The sequence below is a fragment of the Catenulispora pinisilvae genome, assembly GCF_015356865.1.
GTDB classification, from domain to species: Bacteria; Actinomycetota; Actinomycetes; order Streptomycetales; family Catenulisporaceae; genus Catenulispora; species Catenulispora pinisilvae.
In genome coordinates, this window is sequence record NZ_JAAFZA010000098.1 from 17,808 (window position 1) to 36,138 (window position 18,331).

The following is an 18,331-nucleotide window of genomic DNA, read 5'->3' on the forward strand; positions in this document are numbered from 1 at the left end:
ACGGTTGCCGTCACCCAGCTGTCACTTAGGTGACGAAGGTGACACCACCGCGGCGAGAAGCTTCGCCGTCTCCTCCGGCGCCTCGGCCGGGAAGTGGTGGCTGCCCAACTCCACGAGCACGATGTCGAACCGGTCGCCATACCGGTTCAGCGCTTCGGGCGAGACCAGGTCGCGGATCGCGAACACGGTGATCGGCTGCTTCGTCTCGCGCAGTGCGGCGTCCATGTCCCAGTGGACGAGGCCCTCGATGGAGTGCAGACCCGCGGGCTGGCGCACCGCGACCATCTTCTGGAAGTACGCCTCCCGGAGCGCGGGGTCGGTCCCGGCCGGGGAGCCGCCCTCGACCAGGCCGCGTACGCCCCCGGCGAAGTCATCGCGGAAGAGGTGCACCATCGCGGCGGTCTGTTCCGCGCTCTGGGTGGGGAACAGGGACAGGTAGTGCAGCGCGTCGAGGGCTATCACGTGCGTGACGATGTCGGGCAGCAGCCGCGCCACTTCCACGGCGACCGCGCCGCCCATGGAGTGCCCGGCGACGACACAACCGGCCACCGACTCGGCTTCCAGGACGGCCGCCACATCGTGGGCGAACTCCTCGATGGTCCAGACGTCGCGCGTGGAGCGGGATTCGCCGTGCTCGGCGAGGTCGATCGCGAGGACCCGGAAGTCGGCGGGCAGGTGGTCGATGATCGCGTCGAAATCGCCGCGGTGGCAGCCCCAGCCGTGGATGAGCGCGAGGGTCGGGCCGCTGACCGGGCCGCTGGCGGTGTAGCGGATCGTCGTGTGGTCCGATCGCCGGACTTCGTGGTTCACCTTGGAGCCGTTCTTCGAGCCGTTCTTGGAGCCGTTCACGGTAGTCATTGTTTCTCCTACTAAGGGTGTCGCTTGAAGGTGTCGGATGAAGGTGTCGTTGTTTTAAGAGATCCCGCGCGGCAGCCGCAGGCTCAGCGCCCCGGTCAGCACCACCATGCCGACCCAGGCCAGCAGCGCCGCCAGCACCGCGTCCCGCATGCCCCACGAACCCATCACGGCCAGGAACAGCGACCCGATCGTCGCCACCCCGAGCGCCAGCGAGGCCTGCTGTGTCGTGGTCATCACGCCGCTCCCGACCCCCGCGTGCTCGTGCGGCACATCCGACAACACGACGCGGAACAGCATCGGCAGCAACAGTCCCTGCCCGAACCCGACGATCGCGAACGACGGCGCCAGCGCCCAGGTGTCCAGATGCGGCCAGCCGCCCCAGAACGTCAGGAGCAGCACCACTGCGCCGAGGAGTTGCAGCAGCGAGCCGAGCATCACCACCCGCCCCGCGCCGTGCCGCGCGACCAGCCAAGGACCGGCGAACGAGGCGAGGAACACGGCCACCGCCAACGGCACCAAAGCCAGTCCCGCTACTACCGACGTCATCCGAAGCCCTTGCTGCAGAACGATCGCGAGCACGAACATCAGCCCGCCGAACCCGATCCCGAACGGCGGCAGCAGCGCCAGACCGCGCCGCAGCGACGGCAGGCGGAGCAGGCTCGGCGGGACGAGCGGAGTACGGCCCAGCCGGTCGGCGCGCGCCTCGACCCGCTGGAAAGCGAACGCCAGGAACGGAGTCGCGGCCAGCGACACCCACGTCCACACCGGCCAGCCCGCCGCCCGGCCCTCGGTGAGCGGCAGCAGCAGCGCCGCGAGCGTGGCGGTGAGCAGGACGGTGCCGGGGACGTCGATCGGTTCCGGTCGCGGGGAACGCGTGGCCGGCACCGCGCGCGGCGCGAGCAGCAGCACGGCGGCCGCGATCGGCACGTTCACCAGGAAGATCGCGCGCCAGCCGGTGTGCCACAGGTTCGCCGCGACGAGCACGCCGCCGAGGATCTGGCCGACCACCATGGACAGGCCCTGCGTGGCGCCGTATAGGCCCACCGCCCGAGTCCGCCGGTGTCCGTCGGTCGAGGCGTGGATCGTCCCCAACACCTGCGGCATCAGCATCGCGGCCGCCGCGCCCTGTGCCACCCGGGCGACCACCAGCACCCACGCGGTGGGGGCCAGGCCGCAGGCCAGCGAGGTGATTCCGAAGCCGGCCAGCCCGGTGAGGAAGAGCCGGCGGCGGCCGAAGGCGTCGCCCAGCCGCCCGCCGAGGACGAGCAGGACCGCGTAGGCCAGGCCGTAGCCGGCTACTACCAGTTCGAGCAGTGCCGGTCCGGCGTGCAGGTCCTTGCTGATGGTCGTCAGCGCGACGTTGACGATGAAGAAGTCGATCAGCGGCAGGGCCGCGCCGAGCAGGATCGTGAACAGGCCGAGCGGACCCAGTCCCGAGGCCTGGTCGGAGCCGGAGGGGGCGACAGGGGCGGTAGAGGCCGCGGAGGCGGAGGCGGGTGAGGCAGCCGGGGCAGCGAGTGGTGCTGCGGCTGGTGAGGTGCGGAAGGCTCTGGTGGTGCTACTCATGTCACCGAGCATCGGCTGCTCCGTAGCCTGGTTCCAGAGTGTCTTTATCCTGGTAGAACTCCTACCTGGTAACGGGACAAACCAAGGCGCACACTAGTACCGTGACGATCAGCCCGGAGCACACCGCAGTCCCCGACATCCGCCGCCGCGAGCTCGCCGAATTCCTGCGCAGCCGCCGCGAACGGATCACTCCCGAGCAGGTCGGACTGCCCCACGGCCGGCGCCGACGCACCCCGGGACTGCGCCGCGAGGAGGTCGCGCAGCTGGCCGCGGTCGGGGTGACTTGGTACACGTGGCTGGAACAGGCCCGCGACATCCAGGTCTCCGCCCAGGTGCTGGACGCGCTGGCGCGGGCACTGCTGATGGACCCGAGCGAGCGGGCGCACCTGTTCGCCCTCGGCGGGGCCGTGGACCCGGCGCCGGGCGAACTCAGCCCGACCGCCACCCCGGCGCTCCAGGCGATGCTGGACCACCTCGAACCCTTCCCGGCCTGCCTCCAGAACGGCCGCTACGACATCCTCGCCTACAACCGCGCCTTCAGCCGGCTCATGTGCGAAATGGACAGCCTGCCGCGCGAGGACCGCAACTGCATGTGGCTGGCCTTCACCAACGACCAGTGGCGGGCCGCGACCGGCGACCTGGAGGACTCGATCCGGGTCATGGTCGCCAAGTTCCGCGCGGCGATCGCCGAGCACCTGGCCGAGCCCGCGTGGCGGAGCCTGCACGACCGGCTGATGGAACTGCCGGAGTTCCGCGACCTGTGGGACCGGCACGAAGTGGTCGCGGTCTCCGACAGCACCAAGCACATCGACAACCCGCACGTCGGGTATCTCAAGCTGCTGAACACCAGCCTGTGGCTGGCTCCGCAGGCCGGGGCGCGCCTGGTCACCTACGTGCCCGAGGACGACCAGACCCGGGCCCGGCTGGAGCGGCTGACGCTGATCTCCGGTCGGCAGCACGCCGACCTCACTCACGCTGATCTCGCTTCCGCAGCCTGAACCCGCGGTTTGAATCCGCAGCCTGAGTCCGCAGCTTGCATCCGCGGTTTGAATCCGCAGCCTGAGTTCCGCAGTGGCCTGATACGTCGGTGGCAGGCTACTTGCCCGGCCACCAGCTGTGCTGTCATCAGCGCCTGCCAGAGAGCTGATACACAAGAAGAGCGGCGACCGCGGCTAGGCCGCGGTCGCCATCTGGAAGTGGTACCGGCAGGTGCTCAGTCGCCGACCAGCGTCTCCCAGGTCTGCGGGCCGATCTGCCCGTTGTTTTGCAGTCCGTGCGCTGATTGGAACGCGACGGCGGCGCTGTTGGTGCCGGGGCCGAAGGAGCCGTCGACCGCCACGCCGTAGCCGTACTTGTTCAGTTCCAGCTGCGCGGCCTTGACCGCGTCGCCAGTGGATCCGGACTGGATCTGGACCATCAGCGAGCTCCAGGTCTGCGGGCCGATCTGGCCGTCCACGCCCAGGCCGTGTGCGGACTGGTAGGACTTGACCGCGGCCACGGTGTTGGCGCCGAACTGGCCGTCGGTGCTGATCGACGCGCCGTGGTCGTCGAGCAGGTACTGCGCGGCTTCCACGTCGGTGCCGGAGTTGCCCTCGACGAGGTTCGGCCACGGCGGGATGCCGCCGCCGGAGGTGCCGGACTCGTTGTTGTAGCGGTACGGCTGGTACAGCGACGCCGCCGGGCCGCTGGTGTTGGGCCAGTACGGGTAGGGGATGGTGCCGTGGTGCACGCCCTGGTCGCCGGAGTTCTCCCAGGCGTTGTACGAGTCGTGGGCGCTGTCCGCCCAGCCGTCGAAGATCAGCACGTGGCCGGCGTTGCCGCCGGTGTTCGGCCCGAGCACGCCGAGGATGTCACCGGGCTGGAGGTCGGCCTTGCTGATCGAGTGCACCACCGAGGGCAGCGAGACGGTGGTCAGGCTGCTGGAGAGGTGGAAGGCCATGGAGACGTAGCCGGAGCAGTCGGTGCGGTAGGCGATGTCGTTGCCGGGGCCGTCTTTGTAGGTGGTGGTGCTGTACGGCGTGCCGTTCCACGACGCGGCGCGGGACAGGATCTCGGAGGCCGAGATGCTGCCGTTGATCGAGGAGTTCGGCGTGACGGCGGCCGAGGAGACCGCGGTGGCGGTCGTCGCGGCGGCGTGTCGCGGCGCGGCGTTCGCGGCGCCGGGCGCCACGGCGATCAGCGCCACCGCGCCGGCCGCGACGAGGATCGCGGAGCGCTTCTTGAGCGACATGGGCACTTCCTTTCTGTGGGGGATCGGTGGTGGGTCATGGCTTGGCGGCGCCCCGGTGATGAGGACGGGGCGCCGCCTGTTCACAGAGCTCAGCAGTTGTGTGTAGAGGTGCATAGAGCTCAGCAGTAGTGCGGCTGCAGGACCCAGTAGTTGAGCGCGCTCCAGGTGTTCGGGCCGATGATGCCGTTGGGGTTGGTGGCGCCCATGCAGTGGATCTGGAAGTTCTTGGTCGCGGCCTCGGTGTTGGAGCCGAAGTCACCATCGACGGTCACGCCGTTGTACGAGCCGTTGCCGTAGTTGGTGGAGTGGCCCAACGCGTACGCGAAGTTGAGCTCGCACTGCGCCTGCTTCACCGCGGTGCCCTGGCTGCCGACGTAGATCTGCGGCTGGTCCGGGGTGAACTGGCACGCGGTCGACATCGCGGCGTGGGCCGGCTCGCTGACCATCAGCGTGGTGCCACCGACGGCGAGGATGCCGACGACGGTCGCGGCGACGCGGCGCCGGAGCGAGAGGTTCGTCATGGCTTGTTCCCTTCTCGAAGTGCGCTGTCTGTGACGCCCGCGGTGGCCGCGATCACGATGCCGCCGTTGTGGATGCCGCAGTTGTCTTCGACGAAGACCATGGCGGACGGGCGTGGCACCTCTGTGCGACGGTTGTGGCAGCCCGGTCAGGCCGCGCGCTCGAAGACCAGGTCGTCGCCGGACAGGATGGACTGGTGCACCCGCGCCAGCTCCGGCCCCGGCTCGACGCCGAGCTCGTCGATGAGCAGCCGCCGCGCCGATCGGTAGACGGCCAGCGCCTCGACGCGACGGCCGGTGCGGGACAGGGACAGCATCAGCTGGGCGTGGAAGCGTTCGTGCAACGGGTGAACCGCCACGAGGGTCTGGAGCTGTGGCACCACCGAGTGATGGCGGCCCAGGCGGAGTTCCGCGTCCAGCCGGGACTCCAGCACCTGGAGCCGCAGCTGTTCCAAGCGCGGCACCACGGTCCTGGACAGCAGTTGGGACGGCACGTCCAGAAGCGGCTGCGCGCGCCACAGACTCAAAGCCCGCTCGGCCGTGTCGGCCACGGCCATCCAGACCCCGGCGCGCCGCTGCTCGGCCGCGTCCCGGCACAGGGTCTCGAAGCGGTGCACGTCGAGTTCGTGGTCTGCGACCTCCAGCGCGTAGCCGGGCGCCCGGGCCTGGAGCCGCAACGGGTCCGACGTCTGGAGGCTGCGACGCAGCCGCATCACGTGGCTGCGCAAGGTCTGCGCGTAGCCCTTCGGCGGCACCCCGTCCCAGACCGTCTCGGCGAGTTCGTCCACCGAGATCGGGCGGTTGGGGTTCAGAAGCAGCGTGGCCAGCAGCACCCGCTGGCGTGGACCGGTGACCGGTTGCCAGCGGCCGCCGGCGTCGGTGACCTCAAGTGGACCAAGAAGCCTGAACTGCATAGCCAACTCCCCGTGCGAGTACGGGCACTGCGACCGTTGGGCCGCCGTGCCGATCTGTCATTGGAGGACCGTGCGGTACTGGTGCCAGCGGAGTCCCGATGCCCGCGTGGCTTCGAGCATCGCCGGTCGCCGTCTGATCGGCGTAAGATCCAAGCAAGATCGAAATAGCGAGATCGATATTGCGGGGGCGGGTTCGCGCCGAGTTCGGGCCGAGTTCGGGCCGGGGTTTGCCGGGTTCGGGCCGGCGGTTTGCCGGGCTTGTGCCGGGTTCGTGCGGCACTTGCCCGTTGCGTCCCCTCAATCTGCTGTTGGACTGGAATACCGGCTCTCGGAATTGGAGAGTCATACTTTGTGTCGATGCCACTCATCAGTCCCTCGCGTTTCGACGGGCCTCTGGTGGAACGGGACGCGGAAGTCGCGCGTCTGGAGCAGGTCGTCAGTCTGCTGCGCTCGGGGCGTGGGGCCATCCTGGAGATCGTCGGCGATCCCGGCCTGGGGAAGACCAGCCTGCTGGCCGTCCTCGCCGGGATGGTCGCCGGATCCGGGGCCCGGCTGGCCCGGGGCCACGCGATCCGCGGTGACGCGGTCCGCGCCGATGCCGTTCCCGGCCAGATTCTCCGCAGCGCCTGGGAGGAACACCCAGACCTGGCCAGATTAGGCGGCACGGGTGCGTTGGACCCGCAGTCGGCCCGGGCCCTGGCGACCACTTGGGCCGACGGAGCCGGCGGCGCGGTGTTACTCGACGACGTGCAGTGGTGCGATCCCAGGTCGGTCGAGATCGCCGTGCGGCTGGTCCGCAACCCGGTGCCGGGACCGTTCCTGCTGGCCCTGTCGCACCGCCCCCGGCAGACGAACCCGGCGTTGCTGGACGCGTTGGACGACGGCGTCCGCATCGGCACCGTGACCCGGGTCGTCGTGCCGCCGCTGACCCCGGACGCGATGTGCGAGCTGATCGGCCGCTGGTCCGGCGCCTTGGCCGCGAACGGCGCCCTGACCGCGAACGGCGCCCTGGAGCAGGACGAGACCCACGACCGCAGGCTGGGCGACGCGGCGGGCGGCAGCCCCCGCAATCTCAGGATCCTGCTGGCGGCCGGCTGGGACCCGGTGCTGTGGCCGTTCCGGGCCGGCGGCGACCCCGGCGGGCTGGTGCGCGAGGCGGCGGCGCTGACCTCCGAACTGGACCTCCTCTCGGCCGATGCCGGCGCGGTCCTGCGCGGTGCGGCCATTCTGGGCGACCCGTTCCGGCCCGAGGACGTCACCGAAGTCTGCGACCTCCCGGCCGACCGGGTCCTGGCCGCGCTCGGCGAGCTGTCGCAAGCCGATCTGGTGCGGCAGCGCGGGCACAGCGAGTTCGCGTTCCGCGATCCGGTGCTGGGGCACGTCGTCCACGAACACGCCAGCTTGTCCGAACAGTCGGTGGGGCATCGGCGCGCGCTGGACCTGCTCGCCAGCCGGCAGACCGCCGCCGCGGTGTTGGCACGGCACGCCGAACACCTGCTGGGCACCGACTCCGGCACCGCCGCGCCGATCCTGGCCCGGGCCGCCGCCGAGGTGGTGGCCCGGGACCCGGCCGCCGCGGCGCACTGGTCGGGGCTGGCTCTGGACTACATCCCCCACGGCGGCCACGCGCGCGCCGAGGTGGAGATCCTGCGAGCCCGGGCGCTGATCGCCGTGGGCCGGTTGGACGAAGCCAGGACCCTGGTTCACGAGGTGCTGGGCCACGTCTCGGAACTGCCGTGGCAGATAGCGCTGCGGGCGTACGGGGCGGCGGCGGACGTCGAGCGCCTGCTGTGCCGGTACTCCGAGGCCGAGGCCATCGCCGCCACGGCGCTCAGCCTCCTGCCGGCCCGGGAGGAGGGCGGCTCGCTCCCGCTGGAGGCCGTGATGATGGTCTACGAGTACGCGCTGGTCCAGTCGCTGCGCGGGGACCACATCCAGGCCCGCGAGGTGATCCGCAACGCGGTGGACACCTCCGCCCGCCCGGTGCACCCGACGGAGATCGCGATCCGCTGCCTGGAGGTGTGTCAGGATGCTTATGTCGGGGACGTCGCCGTCGCCCTGCGGGGGATGCAGCAGTGCGCCGCCGCGGTGGACGCGCTGGCCGATCCCCAGGCGGGTCAGTCCCCTGAGATGTTCGTGACGCTGGGCACCGGCGAGCTCTACCTTGAGCGATTCGACGACGCCGCGCGGCATTTGCAGCGTGGGCTGAAGGTCGCCAGCGGCGGCGCCCAGCTACACGTGGTCCTGCACGGACTGCTCGGACTCGCCGCCGTCGAGCTGTTCACCGGCCGCCTGGAGACGGCCACGCAGTGGGCCGTCCAGGCCGAGAAACTGGCCACCGCCATCGGTTCCCAGGAAGGCGCCGGCCTGGCCAAGGCGATCCGAGCATCGGCGACGATCTGGACCCGCGGCCAGCACGACCTCCCGGAGATCCTGGCGCTGGCCGAGTCCGCGATCGCCGACGTCGAATCAGACCACAGCTGGTGGGCCCTGAGCGCACTCGGTCTGGCCGCGCAGGTGCAACTCCTCGGCGGCGACCCCGAGGGCGCCTTGCGCACGATGCTGGAACGGGCCGACGTCGAGGACGTCGCGGCGGCCCAACCCGCCCTGGAACCCTCGCTCAAGGGCGTGATGGCGCTGGCGGCCCTGCGCTGCGGCGACCTCCCAGCCGCCCGCGGCTGGACCGAGCAAGCCGAAGCCGCCGCCGCACGCCTGTCCCTGACCGGCCAGACCGCCAGCGCCATCCGCGCCCGAGCCGCCCTCCACCTCGCCGACGGCCACCCCGACCTCGCCGTCGACCTCTTCGAACGGGCCGCCGACCGCTTCGACCGAGCCGGAGCCCCGATCCAACGAGCCTGGACCCAGGCCATGGGCGCCGCCGCCGCCGACGCGGCCCAAGGCCACGACGCCGCCCTGGTCTGGCTGGACGCCGCCGCGGCCGCCGCCGACGCCCTCGGCGCCCTCTGGGTCCGCGAGGACACAGCCCGCGCCCGTGCCGAACTGCAAACCGGCCGCACCGACACCAAGCAGCCGCCCCGCTCCGACGCCGACGCCCTGCTCGGCATGCTGAGCGAGCGCGAGCGCGAGATCGCGGAGCTCGCCGCCGCGGGACTACGGTCGCGCGAGATAGCGCAGCGGCTGTTTCTCAGCCCCCGAACAGTCGAGGCACATTTGGGACGGGTGTATCGCCGACTCGGGGTGTCGTCGCGGGGGGAGTTGCCGCGGATCATTGGGAATGTGGGTGGCGAGGCTGCGGATTGAGTTTCACGATGGACAGCTCGACCGAGGTCGGTGGACATCAGCAGGATCCGCATGCCGATCGACGATCAGGACGTGCCTCCTAAAGTGACGCCCATGCACATCGAACTGGATCCGCCGAACGGCATCACTGGCTTCCGCTTCGGCATGCCCGTCGACGAGATCAAGGAAGCGGCCGCGGCCCTCGGCGAGATCAGGGTCAGCAACGAGGGCCTGCCGAGGAAGTGGAGCTTCATGCAGGTCTACACGCGGCTCCCGCAGTTCGACATCCTGTTCTCCTCGGAGGACGGCAAGACCCTGACCTCGCTGGACATCGCGCGCCCGTACGAGGACGACGCGGACGTGACGGTGACGTGGCGCGGCATCGACGTGTTCCGGACTCCGGCCCGCGAGCTGATGGGGCAGATCGAGGCGGCGGGCTACCCGGTCGACTACCGGGAGAAGTCCCACCCGCTTGTCCCGGGACTCTCACTCGGCCTCAACTGGAATCCCCGCGACGACATCCCGTTCGACGGCGACATCGACGGCGACATCGACGAAGACGATGACCCGGACGACGACGCGATGCCGGTGTACCTCCGCGGCATCCTGGCCGCGCCGGCCGAGTACTACGACGAGGTGCTCGCCGAGATCGCGGCCATGGGCCTGTGACCTGACGGGTCGCCGGTCGCGGCCGCTACTCCGGCCGAAAGGACTGCTCCGATCCGCCAGATCAGTACTTTCGGCCGGTACGAGCACCGGTCAGCGTGAGCAGGCTTGAGGGCATGCAACGAGACATTGACGCATCCTGCGCCAGCGCGGTGCCTGAGCTAGTCAGCAGGTGGACATGAACGAGTCCACCTGGGCCCGCCTCCACCTGGAGCTGCGGGTCACCGGCATCGCCGCGCCGGTCACGGCGCTGGCGGCACCGCTGGCCGGGGCGGTCCTGGTGACCACTCTGTACGCGACCGGGGCCGGCACTCACAATCTGGACAAGGCCGCCGGTGTGGTGCTGGCGGGTTTTGCTCCGCTCGGCGCCGCCATCGCGGCCTCGTCGGTCGTGGGGCGTGATCCCGGTGCCGAGCTGGTCATGACCGCCACGGTCTATCGCAGGGTGCTGTTCCTGCGAGCCGGTCTGGTGGCGGCTGCGGCGGCAGTGGCCACGCTGCTGGACGCGGTCGCGTTCCACGCCATGGGCGCGTGGCCCGAGGGGCAGGGGACCGGCGGTTACGTCCTGGTGTGGGCCCCGCCGATGATCTGGCTGGTCGCGCTGGCGATGCTCATCGCGGTCGCGCTGCGCAGCTCGGCCGCCGCCAGCGGCTTGGTCGGCGGCGTGTGGCTGGCCCAGATCCTCATGGATCGCGTCATTCGGACCAACTCGGTGCTGCGGGCGCAGTCCATGTTCATGGGCGTCGCCGACCGGGTCCCGGCGCACGAGTGGAACGTCAACCGGATCGCCCTGCCCGCGGTCGGTGTCGCCGCCGTCGTCGTGTCCGGGGTGCTGCTGAGGCGTCCCGAACGGTTCCTGGGCAGGGATGCCGCATGACCGCCGTCCTTGAGCGGACCACCGCGCCGACGGCGGCTCAGGGCTGGTGGGCGAAGACCCGCGCGGCCGCCCGCTACGAGTACCTGATGCAGGTGCGCCGCCCGGCCGTCTGGGTGGTCGTGATCGGGCTGATCGCCCTGCGCTGCGCCGCGCCCCTGCCGGTGAACATCGGCAGCGTCACGGATCACGCCGCGCTGGTCTCGGACTGGGCAGGCAACTTCATGGAGCTGGGCCCGATCGGCGTCGGCGCCGTCCTCGCCGACCGCGTCCGACGGGAGGCCCGGCTGGAGCTGAACGACCTCCTGGCCTCCACGCCCACCGGCATCGGCCCACGCCTGTGGGGCAAGGCCATCGGCGCCGGCGCGGCGACCATCACGCCGTTCGCCCTGTGCTGGGCGGCCCTGCTCGGCTACCTGTCCACCAAGCACGGGGCCGGAGTGATCCCGGTCGGCATCGAGGTCTTCGCCACCGTCTTCCTGCCCGGACTGATCTTCGTGACGGCCTTCTCGCTCACCGTCCCGTTCCTGACCGGGCCCGTGCTGTTCCGGCTGGGCCTGTTCGGCTACTGGGTCTGGGGAAACATGGTCGGCCCGGACTACGGAATCCCCACCCCCGCCGGCACGCCCTTCGAAGCCATCGGCGAATACCCGATCGGCGCCTGGTTCCACGGCTTCATGTTCGACGCCCGCGAGCGGGGATGGAACGCGACCAGTGCCGACGCCGTCATCAGCATCGCCTTCCTGCTCCTCACGGCGCTCGCCGCCCTCGCGACCGCCCACTACGTGCTCAACCGGAGGAGCCCGTCATGACCGCGCCCAACGTGACCATCACCGGCCTGACCGTCACCTTCCGGCGCGGGCAGGTCCGCGCTCTCGACGGCGTCAACCTCCGCCTGCCCACCGGCATGGTCGGTCTGCTCGGCCCCAACGGCGCCGGCAAGACCACCTTCATGCGGGTCCTGACCGGGGTGTTGCAGCCGGCCTCGGGGACGGTCAGCGTGGACGGCACCGACCTGACGTCACGCGCTCAACGCCGAGAGGTCAAGGCCGCCACCGGCTACCTCCCCCAGGAGCTCGGGCTGTATCCGGATCTGACGGCGCGCCAGTTCCTCGACTACATGGCCCTGCTCAAGGGCATCACCGACAAGCGCGCCCGCCGCGACCGCGTCCACGAGGTCCTCAGACTCGTCGCGCTCGACGATGTCGCGCGCCGGAAGCTGAAGACCTACTCCGGCGGCATGAAGCGCCGCGTCGGCATCGCCCAGGCCATCCTGAACGACCCCCGGCTGCTGATCGTCGACGAGCCCACCGTGGGCCTGGACCCCGAGGAGCGGCTGCGGTTCCGCAGTCTGCTCGCCACCCTGTCCGGCGATCGCACCGTGCTGCTCTCCACGCACATCGTCGACGACATCGTGCAGACCTGCCCGAACGTCGTGGTGATCGAGCACGGCGGCATCGCGTTCGAGGGTGCCATCGGCGAGCTCGCCGCCAGGGCCGAGGGCATGGTGTGGCAGCTGACGCAGCCGGCCACCACCCCGCCGCCCGATCTGCCCACCGTCACCATCAGCCCCGGCATCAGCGGCACCGTCTACCGGGTCGTCAGTTCCAGCGCCCCGACCCCCGACGCGGAGAGCGTCAGCGCCACGGTCGAGGACGGTTACATCGCCCTGATGCACGCCATCGACAGCACCGTCTCGGAGCGGTCCCAGCGAACCCAGCGATCAGAGCGATCAGAGCGATCAGAGCCTTCGACCCCCGACGTCCACGCCATCTGACCCCAGCTCATCAAGACTCAAGGACCAGCAGATGCCGCATCAGCCACTCACCGCCGTCCTGACCGCCGCCAAGGTCACCGGCTTCCACCCCGGGCCCGCCTTCTACGCGGAGTGGGTCCTCATCATCGGCGCCATCATCGGCCTTCCCTTCTACATCACCCGCCTGGTACGTGATTACCGCAAGCGTCAACGTCGTTGAACGTCGTCGGCGCTGCCGTATACTGGCAGTAGTAACGATGCCTGACTAGTTCGGCCGGCCCAGAGGCTGACGGCGGCGTTGCCATAAGGTGTGAGGCTGGTGGGACTAGGCGAGCGACGGAGCCGAGGGCGGTATGGACGACGGACAGCGGGTTGATCTAGGGGTGTCGTTGTTCATCCCGTACCGGTACACCGAGGACCGGCTCTTCCGGGCCCTGCAGGATGCCGGGTTCGACGACTGGACGCTCGCCCAGTGCCGAGTCTTCCAGCGCGTCGCCCCGGACGGCTCGCGCCTGAAAGACCTCGCCGACCAGGCGCAAATGACCAAGCAAAGCGCCAGCGTGATGGTCGACCAGCTCGAACACCTCGGCTACGTCCGCAGGACCCCCGACCCCACGGACGGCCGTGCCCGGCTGATCGTGATCGAGGAACGCGGCCGGCGCGCGGTCAAGGTGGCCATGGACACGCTCGATGAGATCTACGCGGAGTGGAAGACCTACCTCGGCACCCGCAACTTCACGTTGCTGCACGAGATTCTCGATCAACTCCGCGAGATCACCGACCCCTACGCTTGATGTGACTCTTTCATCAATGATCCTGACGATGCTCCGGCGTGGATGGGCCATTGCCACAATGCACGGTGTCAGAGCACGGTGCCAGACGAGCCACACCGGTCAGTCCTCGGCGCCTTCATGCCGAGAGCAGCGCCTCAGCCACCGTGTCCGGCCTGGTCAGCATGGTCATGTGAGTGCCCGGCAGCACCAGCGGGTCGACGCCGAGCCGCGCCGCGAACTCGGTGCCGGGCCGGGCCAAGGCGCTGTCGTCGGCGCACAGGACGTACGCCGCGTCCACTCCGATCTCCGTGACCGGCGGCAGGTCGAGGCTGCCGGTCATATAGCCGCCCGGCTGCGGCAGCAGCAGCCGGCTCACGAGTTCCTGGAGCGGCGCGGGGTCTCCCGGCATGAGCACATTTCGAACCGCGTCGAGGTCGAGTGGGACGGTGGCATCGGGGGTGGCCTTGATGGCCTGCCGGATCATCTCGCCGTAGTGCTCGTTCTCGTCGAGCATTGACATGCCCCGCTCGGGAACCACCGCGCTGAAGTAGATCACCTTCGCGACGCGGCCCACCAGCCGGTGGGCGGCCCCGGTGGCCGGGTATCCGCCCCAGCTGTGGCAGACCAGGACCACATCGGACAGGTCGCGGCGCTCGACCTCACCGACCACGTAGTCCACAGCGTCGGCAAGTTCGAGCCCTGCCGGCGAACCGTCATACGACAGCCCGGGCAGGGTCAGCGCCAGAGCCCGATGACCGCGCTCGACCAGCGCCCGGGCCACCGGCTGCCAACTCCAGCCTCCCAGCCATGCGCCGGGAATCAGGACGAACGTCTGCACGCGCTTGCCGTCGGTCATGTCAGATCTCTTCTCTTCTGGTCTAAGCGCGAGCTGGGCGGTGTGGGAAGTGGTGGAGGACCTGCGTCTCGCGCGCTATGCCGTGGCACGGAGTGCGGGACGCAGGTCGCAGGGGGCCGATGCTCTTCTGTGGGTGTGGTGTCGGGTCGCTGGCGCGGGTCGGTCAGCCGCGGATCGCGGTGGTCTCGTGGGTGAACTGACGGTGGCCGATCAGCTTGTAGGCCAGACGAGCCGGGGCCGGAACGACTTGCATGAACTTCTGCCGTTCGGCGTCACTGGCCTCCTCGGTGATGTGGCCGAGGATGACCAGCCGCCGGGTGAGCGGGATCGCGCTCATGCCGTGCTTGGCGAGCGCGTCCCATTCGCTTTGCGTGACCGTGACGGAGACGATCGGGAGCAGCTTCTCCTCCTCCTCGGCCAGGTGGGCGATCAGTGTCGGCATCGTGGCTTCGACGCGGGTCGCCATCCGCTCGCCGGCGGCGGCGTCAGCGCTCGCCGTCCACCCCGGCAGTTCCGCCTCCAGAGCCCTGACAGCCTCGTCGACCTGCATGTGTTGCGTATCCATCCGGTCCATCAGCTCCGGGTCGAGCGCGGCTCGCTCACGCAGCAAGGGAAAGAGCAGTTCGTCCTCGCCGGTGTGGTGCGTGTGCAGGAAGTCCAACATCTCGTGGGCATGCGCGCCGATGACTTTGGATCGGGCCCGGTCATCGGCCGCGGAGCGGAACAGTCGGGGCAGCAGCCCGAACTCGCGCCGCAGGACGCGGTGGATCAGCACCATCTCGTGGGTGTCGACGCGGGGCCCGGGCGTGCTCATCGTGACTCCCCGCCGGTTGCGGCGTCCTGGACGGCGTCCGGGGTGGGGAACTCGGCGCGATGGGCCTTGGCCCAGTCGGTGAAGCTGCGCGCCGGGCGGCCGGTGACTGCTGCGACATCGTTTGTCGGCTCGGAGTTGTACGGCTCCAGGGTGGAGCGGAACAGCTCGATGACTGCCTGCGCCTCCTCCTCGGGCATGCCGTAGGACACCATCTGCGAGACCATGCCGGCCGGATCGGCCTCGACGTAGCGCAGGTCGCGCGACAGCACCTCGCCCAGGAGCGTCACCTGGTCGGCGGGGCTGAGCGGGTCGGGGCCGGTGAGCTCGTAGACGCGGTGGTTGTGACCGTCCTGGGTGAGACAGGCCACTGCGACCGCCGCGATGTCCGCCGGGTCGACGACAGCGGCCCGGCCGGCGGCGAACGGCGCGTACACGACCTGATCGGCCGCGATCATCCCCGCCCAGTTGAGCGCGTTGGACATGAATCCGGTGGGCCGCAGGAACGACCATCCGATGCCGCTGTCGCGGATCGTCTCCTCGCCGGCCCGGTGCAAGGCGGTGATCGGGTCGGCACCGTCGTGTCCGACGCTGCGCACGGAAAGCTTGACGATCCGCTCCACGCCCGCTCGCTGCGCCGCGGCCACCAGCCGGCGATCGTGTGCGGCGATGTTGAGCCCGTGGGTTATCGAGAACACCGCGTGTACGCCGTCCAGAACGGGTGTCAGGTCGCTGTCACCGAGATCGGCGACGACCTTCTGGGCTCCGTCGGGGAAGACCGCGCCAGGATCGCGGGTGAGGACCCGCAGGTTACCGGCCTGGGCGGGGAGCAGCGCTTTGATGACTTCCGAACCGACAGTGCCGGTGGCTCCGGTGATCAAAATCATGAGTTCTGGTCCTTCTCTCTCAGCCTCGTCATCCAACTAGTCAGCTTTCATGACTACCATAGTCACACATCCGAACCGATGGCAACAGCGGCAGTCGCACGGCCGCAGAGCTGCCGCCCTGGCTGCCTGCTGGCCATGGGTGTCAGCCCAGCGAGCCCCGACAAGCCTTCGACTCCGGTTTGACATAGTCAGTCAAGCTGACTAGATTCATAAATGATCCTGACGATATTCCAGAGGCATGGGCGGCTCCGACCCGGCATGGGCGGGGACCGGGCCGGCCCCTGCCGCCCGGCCGCAACACCGGCACGCCCGTTCGTCGTTCAACAGAGAGGGAAGTATCGTGAAGTTTCTTGTCCTTGGAGCCACCGGACGCACCGGTGTCCTCTTCGTCAAGAAGGCACTCGACGAGGGACACCAGGTCACCGCCCTGGTTCGGCGGGCCGGCTCCGCCGTCGACCCGCGCGCTCAGATCGTCACCGGTGACGTCACCGACGCGGCCGTGATCGCGAAGGCGGCCCAGGGCCACGACGCGATCGTCAGCGCGCTCGGGGTGAAGAAGGCCAGCGAGACCCCGACACTGATTACCGACATGGTGCGCGCGGTCATCGCGTCCGCGAAGACTTCTGGCGTCGACCGCTTTATCCTGCTGTCCGCGTTTGGAGTCGGCGAATCCCTCGCCAAGGCCTCATTCCTCGTGGGCCCACTTTTCCGAACCTTGCTTCGGAAGCCTTATGCAGACAAGGCCGCCTCGGAAGTGCTCTTGAGGGCCAGCGATCTGAAGTGGACTCTCGAATATCCCGGTGCGCTGAACAACGGTGACAGCATGCGCTACAGCACCGCTGCGCTCGAGGACGTCAAGAAGATGCCGATCTTCCCCTCGGCCTCTCGCACAAACGTCGCCGATTTCCTGCTCCGCTCTGCCGTGGGAGACACCTTCATCCGTCAGATCGCAGTAGTCCTCGACGCCAAGTAGGTCACCGATGCACGCCCAAGAAACACCGACCACCAGCGTCGCTGCGGCTCGGGCCGATCGCATGGGTGGAATACCTCTGTCGGCACTGGAATTAGCGATGCTCCAGGCGGGCGGCCGACCCGCGGATGCCCTGCGCGAAACCGCAGCTTTCGCACAGGAGTTGGAGGGGCTGGGTTACCGCCGGATCTGGTACGCCGAGCATCATCACTCGCTTTCGGTCGGCGCGTTCCCTCCGGCCATGCTGACAGCTCACTGTGCGACTTCCACTTCGGCCATCCGTCTCGGCTCCGGTGGGGTGCTGGCTCCGAACCATGCGCCGATCTCGCTGGCCGAGCACTTCGGGACGCTGGCCGCGCTGCACCCGGGCCGGATCGACATGGGGATCGGCCGTGGGCCCGGCACATTCGACGAGGCCACCGCAAGGGCCCTGCGTCGCGGAGCCGGCCCGGCGACGGATGCGGAATACCGGCAAGACGTGGCAGCGATCCTGTCGTCGCTGGTCGACGAGGCCGCTCCGGACACCCTGCCGGAGCCCTGGCTGTTGGCGTCCAGCACCGCCGGCGCCGCGCTCGCTGCGGAGCTCGGCCTGCCGATCGCCTTCGCACACCACATCCGGCCGCAGAACACTGCGGAGGCATTGAAACGGTACCGGGCGGCGTTCATCCCTTCCCGCTGGTGCGAGCGGCCCCGGGTTCTGGTGTCCGTGCTGGCCGTGTGCGCCGAGACGGAGGAAGAAGCCGCGTGGCAGGCCGGCCCCTTCGCGGTGTTCAGGGATGCCCTCTTCAAGGGAGCCGGAGACGCTCATCCGTTTCGCACTCCTGCGGACGCGGCCACCCATCTGTTCACCGAGGAGGAACGAGACGTCCTGGCCGACTTTCGGACGCGGCAGGCTGTCGGATCGCCCGAGAACGTTGCGCGGCGCCTTGCCCAGCTGGCCGCCGAGACTGGAGCGGACGAACTGATGCTGTACACACCGATCCACGACCTGCGCGCCCGCGTTCGCTCCTTCGAACTCGTCAAGGAGCACTTCACCGCTACGAGCGCCTGACTCTGTTCCCTGCGGCGCCCGAACGTGATCTCGTCTACTCGCCCGATGCAGCTCCCCGCACCCGGAATGCGTGTGAATCAGGGCAGAGCCGAAGTCACGACCAGAAACGCAAAACCCCAGCTCAGATTCCTGAACTGGGGTTTTGCCACGGGTGCGCCGTCAGGGACTTGAACCCCGAACCCGCGGATTAAGAGTCCGCTGCTCTGCCAATTGAGCTAACGGCGCTTGGTCTTGCCGGTGTCGCGTTGACGGATGAAACATTAGCAGACCACCGGCCGCGTCCCGAAATCGTTAACCGGGCGTCCCGGTTCGGCCACGTCGTGGCCACCGGGGGTGGGTGGCGTCGGTGAGTGGTGTTGGG

The 18,331-nt window shown here is 69.4% G+C and carries 18 protein-coding genes and 1 tRNA gene; 10 read left to right on the forward strand and 9 right to left on the reverse strand.

The window, feature by feature from the left end; genetic code table 11:
- Nucleotides 1–21: 21 nt before the first annotated feature.
- Together IZR01_RS25275 and IZR01_RS25280 are read right to left on the reverse strand one after the other, a co-directional pair.
- Nucleotides 22–858: an alpha/beta fold hydrolase gene (locus IZR01_RS25275; RefSeq protein WP_194925289.1), complete on the reverse strand. Its 837-nt coding sequence runs from the start codon at nucleotides 856–858 to the stop codon at nucleotides 22–24.
- A gap of 54 nt (nucleotides 859–912) precedes the next feature.
- On the reverse strand, nucleotides 913–2,424 hold the full coding sequence (locus IZR01_RS25280; RefSeq protein WP_194925290.1) for an MFS transporter: 1,512 nt from the start codon (nucleotides 2,422–2,424) through the stop codon (nucleotides 913–915).
- A 101-nt stretch (nucleotides 2,425–2,525) separates the two neighbouring features.
- On the opposite strand from IZR01_RS25280, the gene IZR01_RS25285 reads away from it, so the two are divergent.
- Nucleotides 2,526–3,422 carry a helix-turn-helix transcriptional regulator gene (locus tag IZR01_RS25285; RefSeq protein ID WP_194925291.1) on the forward strand — a complete coding sequence of 299 codons (897 nt, stop codon included), beginning with the start codon at nucleotides 2,526–2,528 and terminating at the stop codon, nucleotides 3,420–3,422.
- A 215-nt stretch (nucleotides 3,423–3,637) separates the two neighbouring features.
- Here IZR01_RS25285 and IZR01_RS25290 read toward each other — a convergent pair whose 3' ends face one another.
- From IZR01_RS25290 to IZR01_RS25300, 3 genes are all read right to left on the reverse strand, one after another.
- The gene (locus tag IZR01_RS25290) at nucleotides 3,638–4,654 is read right to left on the reverse strand and encodes a C40 family peptidase (protein ID WP_194894315.1); all 1,017 of its coding nucleotides are present in this window, start codon (nucleotides 4,652–4,654) and stop codon (nucleotides 3,638–3,640) included.
- 119 nt (nucleotides 4,655–4,773) lie between these two features.
- Complete coding sequence (locus IZR01_RS25295; protein WP_194894314.1) at nucleotides 4,774–5,175, reverse strand: peptidoglycan-binding domain-containing protein; 402 nt, start codon at nucleotides 5,173–5,175, stop codon at nucleotides 4,774–4,776.
- A 146-nt stretch (nucleotides 5,176–5,321) separates the two neighbouring features.
- Complete coding sequence (locus tag IZR01_RS25300; RefSeq protein WP_194925292.1) at nucleotides 5,322–6,086, reverse strand: AfsR/SARP family transcriptional regulator; 765 nt, start codon at nucleotides 6,084–6,086, stop codon at nucleotides 5,322–5,324.
- 357 nt (nucleotides 6,087–6,443) lie between these two features.
- Between IZR01_RS25300 and IZR01_RS25305 the strand changes: the two genes are divergently transcribed.
- From IZR01_RS25305 to IZR01_RS25335, 7 genes are all read left to right on the forward strand, one after another.
- Nucleotides 6,444–9,347, forward strand: a complete 2,904-nt coding sequence (locus tag IZR01_RS25305) for a helix-turn-helix transcriptional regulator (protein ID WP_194894312.1) — start codon at nucleotides 6,444–6,446, stop codon at nucleotides 9,345–9,347.
- A 93-nt stretch (nucleotides 9,348–9,440) separates the two neighbouring features.
- The gene (locus tag IZR01_RS25310) at nucleotides 9,441–9,995 is read left to right on the forward strand and encodes a hypothetical protein (protein ID WP_194925293.1); all 555 of its coding nucleotides are present in this window, start codon (nucleotides 9,441–9,443) and stop codon (nucleotides 9,993–9,995) included.
- A 175-nt stretch (nucleotides 9,996–10,170) separates the two neighbouring features.
- Nucleotides 10,171–10,869 carry a hypothetical protein gene (locus tag IZR01_RS25315; RefSeq protein ID WP_194925294.1) on the forward strand — a complete coding sequence of 233 codons (699 nt, stop codon included), beginning with the start codon at nucleotides 10,171–10,173 and terminating at the stop codon, nucleotides 10,867–10,869.
- Nucleotides 10,866–11,678: a hypothetical protein gene (locus tag IZR01_RS25320; protein WP_194925295.1), complete on the forward strand. Its 813-nt coding sequence runs from the start codon at nucleotides 10,866–10,868 to the stop codon at nucleotides 11,676–11,678. The genes IZR01_RS25315 and IZR01_RS25320 overlap by 4 nt, the downstream gene beginning before the upstream one ends.
- Nucleotides 11,675–12,643, forward strand: a complete 969-nt coding sequence (locus tag IZR01_RS25325; RefSeq protein WP_194894308.1) for an ABC transporter ATP-binding protein — start codon at nucleotides 11,675–11,677, stop codon at nucleotides 12,641–12,643. Before IZR01_RS25320 ends, IZR01_RS25325 begins: the two co-directional genes overlap by 4 nt.
- Nucleotides 12,644–12,674: 31 nt before the next feature.
- Entirely contained in the window at nucleotides 12,675–12,842 is a 168-nt protein-coding gene (locus IZR01_RS25330; RefSeq protein ID WP_194894307.1) for a hypothetical protein, read from the forward strand.
- 133 nt (nucleotides 12,843–12,975) lie between these two features.
- A complete protein-coding gene (locus IZR01_RS25335) occupies nucleotides 12,976–13,416 on the forward strand; it encodes a MarR family winged helix-turn-helix transcriptional regulator (RefSeq protein ID WP_194894306.1) in 441 nt (146 codons plus the stop codon).
- A gap of 115 nt (nucleotides 13,417–13,531) precedes the next feature.
- Here the strand turns inward: IZR01_RS25335 and IZR01_RS25340 are convergent, their stop codons facing one another.
- From IZR01_RS25340 to IZR01_RS25350, 3 genes are all read right to left on the reverse strand, one after another.
- Nucleotides 13,532–14,251: an alpha/beta fold hydrolase gene (locus IZR01_RS25340; RefSeq protein WP_194894305.1), complete on the reverse strand. Its 720-nt coding sequence runs from the start codon at nucleotides 14,249–14,251 to the stop codon at nucleotides 13,532–13,534.
- Nucleotides 14,252–14,414: 163 nt separating this feature from the next.
- Entirely contained in the window at nucleotides 14,415–15,065 is a 651-nt protein-coding gene (locus IZR01_RS25345; RefSeq protein WP_228560194.1) for a hemerythrin domain-containing protein, read from the reverse strand.
- Complete coding sequence (locus IZR01_RS25350; protein WP_194925296.1) at nucleotides 15,062–15,949, reverse strand: NAD(P)H-binding protein; 888 nt, start codon at nucleotides 15,947–15,949, stop codon at nucleotides 15,062–15,064. Before IZR01_RS25350 ends, IZR01_RS25345 begins: the two co-directional genes overlap by 4 nt.
- Before the next feature lie 340 nt (nucleotides 15,950–16,289).
- Here IZR01_RS25350 and IZR01_RS25355 point away from each other — a divergent pair, with 340 nt between their 5' ends.
- Nucleotides 16,290–16,922 (forward strand): NAD(P)-dependent oxidoreductase, encoded by a 633-nt coding sequence (locus IZR01_RS25355; RefSeq protein ID WP_194925297.1) that lies wholly within the window; start codon nucleotides 16,290–16,292, stop codon nucleotides 16,920–16,922.
- 61 nt (nucleotides 16,923–16,983) lie between these two features.
- Nucleotides 16,984–17,970 carry an MsnO8 family LLM class oxidoreductase gene (locus IZR01_RS25360; RefSeq protein ID WP_194925300.1) on the forward strand — a complete coding sequence of 329 codons (987 nt, stop codon included), beginning with the start codon at nucleotides 16,984–16,986 and terminating at the stop codon, nucleotides 17,968–17,970.
- 152 nt (nucleotides 17,971–18,122) lie between these two features.
- On the opposite strand, the gene IZR01_RS25365 is transcribed toward IZR01_RS25360, so the two are convergent.
- Nucleotides 18,123–18,195 (reverse strand) — tRNA-Lys (locus IZR01_RS25365).
- Nucleotides 18,196–18,331: the final 136 nt, after the last annotated feature.

Bases quoted from the DNA above. Each gene is read 5' to 3' on its own strand.
- IZR01_RS25275 (WP_194925289.1), bottom strand. From the start codon at position 858: ATGACTACCGTGAACGGCTCCAAGAACGGCTCGAAGAACGGCTCCAAG.
- IZR01_RS25280 (WP_194925290.1), bottom strand. From the start codon at position 2,424: ATGAGTAGCACCACCAGAGCCTTCCGCACCTCACCAGCCGCAGCACCA.
- IZR01_RS25290 (WP_194894315.1), bottom strand. From the start codon at position 4,654: ATGTCGCTCAAGAAGCGCTCCGCGATCCTCGTCGCGGCCGGCGCGGTG.
- IZR01_RS25295 (WP_194894314.1), bottom strand. From the start codon at position 5,175: ATGACGAACCTCTCGCTCCGGCGCCGCGTCGCCGCGACCGTCGTCGGC.
- IZR01_RS25300 (WP_194925292.1), bottom strand. From the start codon at position 6,086: ATGCAGTTCAGGCTTCTTGGTCCACTTGAGGTCACCGACGCCGGCGGC.
- IZR01_RS25305 (WP_194894312.1), top strand. From the start codon at position 6,444: ATGCCACTCATCAGTCCCTCGCGTTTCGACGGGCCTCTGGTGGAACGG.
- IZR01_RS25310 (WP_194925293.1), top strand. From the start codon at position 9,441: ATGCACATCGAACTGGATCCGCCGAACGGCATCACTGGCTTCCGCTTC.
- IZR01_RS25315 (WP_194925294.1), top strand. From the start codon at position 10,171: ATGAACGAGTCCACCTGGGCCCGCCTCCACCTGGAGCTGCGGGTCACC.
- IZR01_RS25320 (WP_194925295.1), top strand. From the start codon at position 10,866: ATGACCGCCGTCCTTGAGCGGACCACCGCGCCGACGGCGGCTCAGGGC.
- IZR01_RS25325 (WP_194894308.1), top strand. From the start codon at position 11,675: ATGACCGCGCCCAACGTGACCATCACCGGCCTGACCGTCACCTTCCGG.
- IZR01_RS25330 (WP_194894307.1), top strand. From the start codon at position 12,675: ATGCCGCATCAGCCACTCACCGCCGTCCTGACCGCCGCCAAGGTCACC.
- IZR01_RS25335 (WP_194894306.1), top strand. From the start codon at position 12,976: ATGGACGACGGACAGCGGGTTGATCTAGGGGTGTCGTTGTTCATCCCG.
- IZR01_RS25340 (WP_194894305.1), bottom strand. From the start codon at position 14,251: ATGACCGACGGCAAGCGCGTGCAGACGTTCGTCCTGATTCCCGGCGCA.
- IZR01_RS25345 (WP_228560194.1), bottom strand. From the start codon at position 15,065: ATGAGCACGCCCGGGCCCCGCGTCGACACCCACGAGATGGTGCTGATC.
- IZR01_RS25350 (WP_194925296.1), bottom strand. From the start codon at position 15,949: ATGATTTTGATCACCGGAGCCACCGGCACTGTCGGTTCGGAAGTCATC.
- IZR01_RS25360 (WP_194925300.1), top strand. From the start codon at position 16,984: ATGGGTGGAATACCTCTGTCGGCACTGGAATTAGCGATGCTCCAGGCG.